The organism is Mycobacterium persicum (genome assembly GCF_002086915.1).
Lineage (GTDB): Bacteria > Actinomycetota > Actinomycetes > Mycobacteriales > Mycobacteriaceae > Mycobacterium > Mycobacterium persicum.
Map to the genome: position 1 here is coordinate 3,595,611 of NZ_MWQA01000001.1, position 8,388 is coordinate 3,603,998.

Annotated in this window: 8 protein-coding genes and 2 pseudogenes; 4 read left to right on the forward strand and 6 right to left on the reverse strand. The window is 66.9% G+C overall.

Annotated features, from left to right (window positions below):
• Window positions 1–270, forward strand: a pseudogene (locus tag B4U45_RS29360) (hypothetical protein); the annotation flags it as partial.
• Window positions 271–311: 41 nt separating this feature from the next.
• Here B4U45_RS29360 and B4U45_RS16420 read toward each other — a convergent pair.
• The 4 genes from B4U45_RS16420 to B4U45_RS16435 are packed head-to-tail and all read right to left on the reverse strand — an operon-like array spanning window position 312 to window position 5,201.
• A complete protein-coding gene (locus B4U45_RS16420) occupies window positions 312–2,495 on the reverse strand; it encodes an acyl-CoA dehydrogenase family protein (RefSeq protein ID WP_075549911.1) in 2,184 nt (727 codons plus the stop codon).
• 33 nt (window positions 2,496–2,528) lie between these two features.
• Window positions 2,529–3,485, reverse strand: coding sequence for a 2-hydroxyacid dehydrogenase (locus B4U45_RS16425; protein ID WP_082275705.1), 957 nt, complete (start codon window positions 3,483–3,485; stop codon window positions 2,529–2,531).
• A complete protein-coding gene (locus tag B4U45_RS16430) occupies window positions 3,476–4,591 on the reverse strand; it encodes an alpha/beta hydrolase (protein WP_083156238.1) in 1,116 nt (371 codons plus the stop codon). Before B4U45_RS16430 ends, B4U45_RS16425 begins: the two co-directional genes overlap by 10 nt.
• A 1-nt stretch (window position 4,592) precedes the next feature.
• Window positions 4,593–5,201, reverse strand: coding sequence for a TetR/AcrR family transcriptional regulator (locus tag B4U45_RS16435; protein WP_075549914.1), 609 nt, complete (start codon window positions 5,199–5,201; stop codon window positions 4,593–4,595).
• A gap of 95 nt (window positions 5,202–5,296) precedes the next feature.
• Here B4U45_RS16435 and B4U45_RS16440 point away from each other — a divergent pair, with 95 nt between their 5' ends.
• Together B4U45_RS16440 and B4U45_RS16445 are read left to right on the forward strand one after the other, a co-directional pair.
• A complete protein-coding gene (locus B4U45_RS16440) occupies window positions 5,297–5,881 on the forward strand; it encodes a VOC family protein (RefSeq protein ID WP_075549915.1) in 585 nt (194 codons plus the stop codon).
• Entirely contained in the window at window positions 5,878–6,426 is a 549-nt protein-coding gene (locus B4U45_RS16445) for a hypothetical protein (RefSeq protein WP_075549916.1), read from the forward strand. The genes B4U45_RS16440 and B4U45_RS16445 overlap by 4 nt, the downstream gene beginning before the upstream one ends.
• On the opposite strand, the gene B4U45_RS16450 is transcribed toward B4U45_RS16445, so the two are convergent.
• Window positions 6,359–7,078 (reverse strand): TetR/AcrR family transcriptional regulator, encoded by a 720-nt coding sequence (locus B4U45_RS16450; protein WP_075549917.1) that lies wholly within the window; start codon window positions 7,076–7,078, stop codon window positions 6,359–6,361. The genes B4U45_RS16445 and B4U45_RS16450 overlap by 68 nt on opposite strands.
• An 89-nt stretch (window positions 7,079–7,167) precedes the next feature.
• Between B4U45_RS16450 and B4U45_RS16455 the strand changes: the two genes are divergently transcribed.
• Window positions 7,168–8,076 carry an oxygenase MpaB family protein gene (locus tag B4U45_RS16455; protein WP_075549918.1) on the forward strand — a complete coding sequence of 303 codons (909 nt, stop codon included), beginning with the start codon at window positions 7,168–7,170 and terminating at the stop codon, window positions 8,074–8,076.
• Window positions 8,077–8,168: 92 nt separating this feature from the next.
• Here the strand turns inward: B4U45_RS16455 and B4U45_RS16460 are convergent.
• Window positions 8,169–8,388, reverse strand: a pseudogene (locus B4U45_RS16460) (PE-PGRS family protein); the annotation flags it as partial.

Consider the following 8,388-nt stretch of genomic DNA (forward strand, 5'->3'; position numbering starts at 1 on the left):
GGCGGATTCGGTGGCAGCGGTGACGGCGGTGCCGGTGGCACCGGCGGCAGGGGCGGGCAGTTGCTGGGTGTCGGTGGGGCCGGCGGGGCCGGGGGCGACGGCGACGCCGACGGAGCCGGTGGTGACGGCGGGGCTGGCGGCGTCGGCGGCAACGCCGTGTTGATCGGCAATGGCGGCAACGGCGGCAACGGCGGGACCGGCGTTACCACGGGGGGCTCGGGCGCCGGCGGAACCGGTGGACTCCTGCTGGGTACGGGCGGGCTCCACGGCTTGCCGTAGCGGACCCACCCGTTGGGACCGCGGCAGCGGTTTTACGGGTCGCGGGGAAGGCCCAGTAGCCGCTCGGCGATGATGTTCAGCTGCACTTCCGACGTGCCGCCGTAGATGGTGGTGGCCCGGCTGGCCAGCAGGTATTCCCCCCACTTGCCCGGCAATTGGTCCGGGTCGCCGATCGCGGCGTCGGTGCCGAACGTCGACACCGCGAATTCGGCGTAGCCCTGCCCGGTGCGCATCGACAACAGCTTGGAAATCGCCGCCGACGGCATGGGATCGCCGCCGGCGATGGTCAACAGCGTGGAGCGCAGGTTGAGCACCTTGACCGCATGACCCTCGGCGATCAGCTGACCCGCGCGGTGGTGGGCGACCTGGTCGAAATGTCCGTCGCGGACGAACTCGACGAACTGTGGCAGGGTGGCCAGGAAGTTGGCGTCGCTGCTGCCGATCGACACGCGTTCGGCCGTCAACGTGTTGCGGCTGACCTCCCAGCCGCGGTTCACCTCGCCGAGCACGAACTCGTCGGGAACGAACACATCGTCGAGGTAGACGGTGTTGAACATCGCGTGACCCGTCAGCTCACGCAGCGGCTTTACTTGCACGCCTCTGCTTTTCATGTCCAGCACGAAATAGGTGATGCCGTTGTGCTTCGGTGCGTTCGGGTCCGTCCTGGCCAGTAGTGCACCGTAGTGCGCGAACTGGGCGGCCGTCGTCCAGATCTTCTGGCCGGTGACGCGCCAGCCGCCGTCGACCCGGGTCGCTTTCGTGGTCAGCCCCGCCAGGTCCGAGCCGGCGCCAGGCTCGGAAAACAGCTGACACCAGATCATGTCGGCGCGGAAGGTCGGCGGCAGGAAGCGCTGCTTCTGCTCTTCGGTGCCGAACGCGACGATCGACGGGATGATCCAGGCCGCGATGCCGACCTGCGGCCGTTTGACCCGCCCGCTGGTGAACTCCTGGGCGATGATGACCTGCTCGACCGGGCTGGACGCGCGCCCCCACGGCTTGGGCAGATAGGGCAGCACCCAACCGCCTTCGGCGATGGCGACCCTGCGTTGCTCGCGCGGCATCGCCTTCAGGGCGGCAACCTCGGCCCGGATCTCCGAGCGCAGTTTCTCGGTGTCTGGGTCCAGGTCGATGTCCACCGGGCGCATACCGGTGGTGGTCGCGGTGTCCACCACCCGTTGCGGGTAGGTGGTGTGGCGGCCGAAGCAGGCGGCCAGCATCAGCGCGCGGCGGTAGTACACGTTGGTGTCGTGCTCCCAGGTGAAGCCGATGCCGCCGTGAACCTGGATGCAGTCCTGAGTGCAGCGCTGGGCGGCGGTCGGCGCCAGGGTTGCCGCTACCGCCGCGGCGAATTCGACGTCCGGGCTGCCCTCGCGCGCCTCGTCCAAGGCGCGGGCGGCGTCCCACACCGCGGCGGTGGCGCGTTCGGTGTCGGCGATCATCTCCGCACACTTGTGTTTGATCGCCTGGAACTGGCCGATCGGCCTGCCGAACTGTTCGCGAATCTTGGCGTAGCTTGATGCGGTGTCGGTGGCCCAGCGGGCTACCCCCACGGCCTCCGCCGACAGCAGCGTGGACATCAGCGCGTGGGCGGTAGTCATGCTCAGATTGCTCAGCACGACGTCGTCGGTGACCTCGACCGCGTTGGCCCTCACGTGCGCGATGGGCCGCAGCGGGTCCAGGCTGCGGACCGGCTCGATTTCCAGCTGCTCGGCCCGCAGCACCACCCACTCCTCGCCGCTGTCGATGGCCACCGGCAGCACCAAAACGGCGGCCTGAGCCGCCGCGGGGACCGCGCGGACTTCGCCGCGGATCACCAGGATGTCACCCTGACGGGTGGCGGTCAGTCCGGAATCCAGCGCGTACGCGGCGATGGCGGACCCGGTGGCCAGTTCGGAAAGCACCTTGGCCTCGGGGTCGTGCGCCGCAATCAACGCGCTGGCAATGGCCGACGGGACGAACGGTCCGGGCACCGCCCCATAGCCGAACTCGGCCAGCACCACGGCCAGCTCGAGGACGCCGAACCCCTGCCCGCCCACGGATTCGGCCAGGTGCACCCCTTGCAATCCTTGTTCGGCGGCTGCCTGCCAGTAGGGCGGCGGGTTGTCGACCGGGGTCTCTAGAGCCGCATGCAGCACCTCAGATGGCGCCACCCGCGCCACCAGGGATCGCACCGAATCGGCGAGGTCGTGATGTTCAGGGGTTATTGCGATCGGCATTGTTCGCCTTCCCTTGCGCGAGTTCCTTCCAAGCTAACAACCGGTGGGTTGGTTGACCAGATTGGTTAGCGGCCGTCCGTCGAGCAGCCGCCGGCAATTTTCGACGGCCTCGCCCAGATAACGCCGCATGGTGTCGGCGGTGTACCAGGTGACATGGGGAGTGAGCACCACGCTGTCCAGGGCTAGCAGCGGGTTGTCGGGCGTAACGGGCTCGACAGCGAAAACGTCCAACCCCGCTGCCGCCAGCCGCCCGCCGAGCAGCGCCTTGACCAGGGCGTCTTCGTCGATCACGGCGCCCCGAGAGGTGTTGACCAGCACCGAATCCGGCTTCATCCGGGCCAGCGCGGCGGCGTCGATCAGCTGCTCGGTGTCGGTGGTCAACGGTACGTGCACGGAGACGATGTCGCTGGCGGCCAACAGTTGCGGCAACGGCCGCCACCCGGGGCGTCCGTCGTCGCGGGTACTGGTGTGCAGCACGCTGGCACCCATCGCGGCGACGATGGCTGCGACCCGTTTGGCGATGTTTCCGTAGCCGATCAGCCCGACCGTGCAACCGCCGATGTCGCGCACCGTCTCGCCCAATTGCGGGTCCGTCGGCCAGCCCCGGCCCTGACGGATCGCGGTATCGAGCGTCGGTAGCCGGCGCAGCGCGGCCAGCATCAACAGCACCGTGCCCTCGGCAACCGAGGGAGCGTTGGCGCCCGGCATATTGGCCACCGCGATACCGCGGTTCGTTGCCGTCCTCACGTCGATGGTGTTCACCCCGGCGCCGAATTTGTGGATCAGCCGTAGCCGCGCGCCTTGTTCCAAGTCGGTGTCCGACAGCGGACGAAGCACATGCCAGATCACTTCGGCCTCGGGCAATTCGCGGTAGAAGCAGGCGTCGTCATCTTCGGAACACCAACGGACCTGCAGCCAATCTCGTTCGGCCGCAACGAGGTCAAGTACCTTGTCGCCGGGTGCGAAGTGAGCGAGAACTCTCAGCGCCACCGCTCGGCGATCCAGTTGGCGATGGTGTCGGCCTGCTCGTCACGCGCGCCCGGTGTGGTGAAGTAGTGGTCGGTGTCGATCGAGGTCCGGGTCTTGTCGGTGCCGGCGAGCGCATCGTAGATGCGTTGGGCGTCAGAGGGAAACACTCCGGTGTCGGCGTCGGCGTTGATCACCAGCGCCGGGCATGTGATGCGCGCCAAGTGCGGCTCGGCGCGGGTTTGGGCCTCCCGCAGACTCCACATGCCCAGCCAGTTGCGCAGCGTGCAGGCCGCGGCGATGCCGTGCGCGGAGCGGTTGGCTTTCAGCGGCGCGCCCGCGTAGCACAGATTGGGCTGACGTTTGGTCGGTTCGATGGTGGGGTCGACCATGCGCGGGTCGGCCCAGGTTCGCATCACGGCAAACGGCCGATCCGAAAAACCTGCGGCGCGTACCCGTTTCAGCTCGGCCCGGGCCCATTCGGTAATGCGCTCGTTGCGCGCTACCTGAGCGGCGCGATATCGGGCGAGAAACTCGGGGGAGTAGGGCGGTCCGTTGTCCTTGTTGAACAGGTCTATCTCGGAATCCGTTGCCACCGGGTCGGTTTCGTCGACGACGGCGGCGTCCATCCAGGCGGTGAGCACATCCGGGCGGCCGGGGTGGGCGGCGGTGGCGACGTAGCCGTCGGCGACGGGCAACTCGGTCAACCCGGCCGCCGGGCGCATACCTTCCAGCGGAGTGACGTTCGGGTCGACCGCCTGTGACTGATAAGCGGCCATCAACGAACCGCCGCCCGAATTGCCCAGTAATATCACCGTTTCCACGCCCTTGACGTCCCGCAGCCAGCGCACCCCCACGCCGATGTCGACCAATGCGTGGTCGAGCAAGAAGTGGCTTTCGAAGCCGCGAAACCTGGTGTTCCAGCCCAGGAAGCCGATCCCGCGGGTGGCCAGGTATTCGGCGAGATAGTGTTCGGAAAAGTCGATCTGGTAGTGGGTGGCAATCATCGCCACCGTGGGTCTACTTCCGGCGACGTGGTGGTAGAGCCCTTGGCACGGGTGTCCGCCGGCGCCGGCGCGTCCGGCGGTCGGGGAGGGCAGGCCGACGAACTCCCGAACGACATCGGGCAATTCAGTGAACCTCCTCACCGTAGATGGCTCGGTAGTAGATGTTGGCCAGGGTCTGGATGCAGGCCTGGCCGTCGGGTTCTTCGGCACGGGCTCCGCTGAGCTGGATGTAGCAGAACTGGTTGAACATGGCCACGATCGCCTCGGCGATCAATTGTGGGTCATCGCCTGGGCAATACCCCTGCGACTGGGCGCGCTTTACCGTGTCGGTGATGAAAGAGATTGGAACCGCGCATATCTCGGCCCAATACTGGGCGAAGTCGTCGTTGACCATGGCCAACTGGGACACGCTGATCATCTCCGCGAGCCGGTTGCGGTAGGTGTGCCAGTGCGCGGCGGCGGCCTGGTAGGCACGCTCGCGGTTGGACAGGCCGTGCCGGGTCACCGATTGGGCCCGATCGTTGGCTTCGTCGCGGAACCGCAGCGCCCACTGACGCACCATCGCTTCCTTGGAGTCGTAATAGTTGTAGAAGGACGCCGACGAACGGCCGGCCTCGGCGGTGATGTCGGCGATAGTGGTGGCCAGAATCCCTTTGCGTGCGATGACTATTCGGGCGGCGGTGTCGATCGCGGCCTGAGTCCGCCGACCGCGGTGCGTCGCAAACTCAGCCACCTGACGCGCCTCCTCTGGAGCACAACTGAACCTGATGTTAGATTCAGATTCAAGTCTTAGCCAGGCCAGGGGCAGGGGCCGATCGGAGCCGCACGATGATCAAGCCGCACAACGCCAACACCGAGTTCGAGTTCGGCGGAATCAATCACGTCGCGCTGGTGTGTTCGGATATGGCGCGCACCGTCGACTTCTACAGCAACATCCTGGGCATGCCGCTGATCAAGTCGCTCGACCTGCCCGGCGGGCAGGGGCAGCACTTCTTCTTCGACGCCGGCAACGGCGACTGCGTCGCGTTCTTCTGGTTTGCCGGGGCACCGGATCGGGTGCCGGGCATCTCCTCACCCGGCGCCATTCCGGGCATCGGCGACATCACTAGCGCGGTGAGCTCCATGAACCATCTGGCATTCCACGTCCCGGCTGAAAAGTTCGATGCCTACCGGCAGCGGCTCAAGGACAAAGGGGTGCGGGTCGGCCCGGTCCTCAATCATGACGAGAGCCAGATGCAGGTATCGGCGACGGTGCATCCCGGGGTGTATGTGCGTTCGTTCTACTTCCAGGACCCCGACGGTATCACCCTGGAATTCGCTTGCTGGATAAAGGAATTCACCGATAACGACACGCCTGCCGTCCCCAGGACGGCGGCCGACCGGCGACCGGCGGCGGTGGCTGGCCAGCCGTGACGGACGGTATCTTGACCGATGAGCAGATCGCGGCACTGAGTCCCGAACAACGGCGAGAACTCATCTCCCGGCTGGAGCGTCCGCTGGGCGAACTGGTGGACCCGACGACTCTGGCGCGGACGCGGCGTGTCCGGTTGCGTCTGGTCATCGGTTGCGCGCTGGCGCTGATCCCGTGGACGGCATTTCTCGGGTTGACCCTGCCGGCCAACTACGTCGCGCACAATTGGCCGGCCACCTGGGTCGGCTTCGACATCCTTTTGGTCGGCTTCATGACGGCGACGGCGGTGCTGGGATATCTGCGCCGTCAGCTGTTGCTGCTCACCTCGTTCACCACCGGGGTGCTGCTGATCTGTGACGCGTGGTTCGACCTGATGACGGCGGGACCCGACGAACGCTGGTGGTCGGTGCTGACCGCGCTGTTCCTGGAGCTGCCGGTCGCCGTCGTGATGATCACCAGCTCGCAGCGCATCATGCGGCTTACCCTGGCGCGGCTCTGGCTGATCCGACCGGGGACGCGGCTGTGGCACCTGCCGCTGTTCCCGTGAGGTGGTAGAGCTTCGGGTCGGCGAGTTCGTCGAGCAACGACGCAAGCTGTGCGACGAGTTGGTCCGGCTCGAGCGCGATGTGCCCGGCGAGCCAGGCGCTGATGGTTTGGCCGACTCCGCCGACGACGAAGTGCGCGCCCGCCTTGATGTGCTCGTTTGCCGCAATTCGCAGTGCGTTGCCGGCATGCTGACCGGACAACATGGCGAACAGCGCGCTGGATTCGGCGCGCTTGCGCATCACCACGGGGTTGGCCAGTTGGGTGCTGAACAGCAGGCGCCCGATGCGGGCGTCGCCGGCGATGGTCCGCACCAGGTTGGCCATCCCGGCGCGCGCCTGCTCGTGTGGGGGTACCGCAGCTACCGCGGCCTGGGTGGTGGCGGCGAGCCCGGCGACCACCCAGTCGAATACGCCGCTGACGAATTCGTCCTTGTCGACGAAGCTTTCGTAGAAATAGCGGGCCGACAGGCCCGCCTGGCGGCAGACGCCGCGGACCGTGAGTTCGGTGATGTCTCCGTCGTCGCAGCCGAGCAGGTCCAAGCCGGCGTCCAGCAATTGCCGACGCCGTGCGGCCAGCCGCTGCGCCGCATCGACGCCGCGGTACGGGCGTGCGGAGGGTTCGCCTGACCCGGAGTCTTCGGTCACGAACGTCATCTTGACACCAGGGCAGGGACCCGAGCAATATCGGGAAACAAGCGTTATCACAATTAGCGGGTCGGCTCGGCTCGGCAGGAGGACGTACGGTGGCAATTCCCGGTGCGGTTCGCCAGCAAGTGCCACATGTTGAGCGTCCGGTGGCCGACGCACCCCGGCCGGTGCGGGCCAGGCGCGGGCGGCCGGCCACGACAGACGACACCTTAATGGGGATCGCGCTGTTGGCCGGTCCGGCCAACGTGATTATGCAACTGGCGCGGCCCGAAGTCGGCCATGGCGTGGTGGAGAGCCGAGTGGAGAGTGGCCGGCTGGACCTGCATCCGATCAAGCGGACGCGCACCACCTTTACCTATATTGCGGTCGCCATGGCCGGCACCGACGCGCAGCGGGCCGCTTACCGCCGCGCGGTGAACCGGGCGCACGCTCAGGTGTACTCGACATCCGAAAGTCCGTTGCAGTACAACGCATTTGACCCCGAGTTGCAGCTGTGGGTGGCGGCATGTATGTGCAAGGGCGCAGCTGATGTGCACCGCATCTTCGTCTGCGAATTGGACGACGCCGAGGCCGAGCGTCATTACCGCGAGACGATGGCGCTGGCCACCACGCTGCAGGTACCCCCGGAGATGTGGCCGCCGGATCGAGCTGCTTTTGACCGGTATTGGCAGGAGTCGCTGAAGAAGGTGCGGATCGACGACGCCGTTCGCGACTACCTGTATCCGATTGCCGCAGCGCGGATACCGGGTGTGCCGTTGCCCGCCGTGCTGCGCAAGGTTCCGGAAAGTATCGCGCTGCTGATCACCACTGGCTTTCTGCCGCAACGGTTTCGCGACGAGATGCGGTTGCCGTGGGACGCCGGAAAACAACAGCTTTTCGATCGGTTGATGGCGGCGATAGGGACCGTGAACGCCATGATGCCGCGGGCCGTCCGGCAGTTCCCGTTCAACCTGATGCTCTGGGACTTGGACCGCCGGATCAAGGCCGGGCGCCCGTTGGTGTAGGCGCCGACAGCCCGGAGATGCCGCCCGTCACCGCGGATATGCGTTGACGTGCTGGCGCACGGCTGACAGCACGTCGGCGCGGGGTTTTGCGGTTACGCCAACCCGGTCAACCCGTCCGCGCCGATCAGTCCGCCGGTGCCGCCGGTGCCGGCCTTGCCATTGGTCGCAGCCTTCCCGCCGTTACCGCCGTTGCCGCCATCGCCGACCAGGATTGCGTTGCCGCCGTTACCGCCGTTGCCGCCGGTGCCGTTGGTCGGTCCGGCGTCACCGCCGGCGCCGCCATTACCGCCGCTGCCGAACAACCCGGCCGCG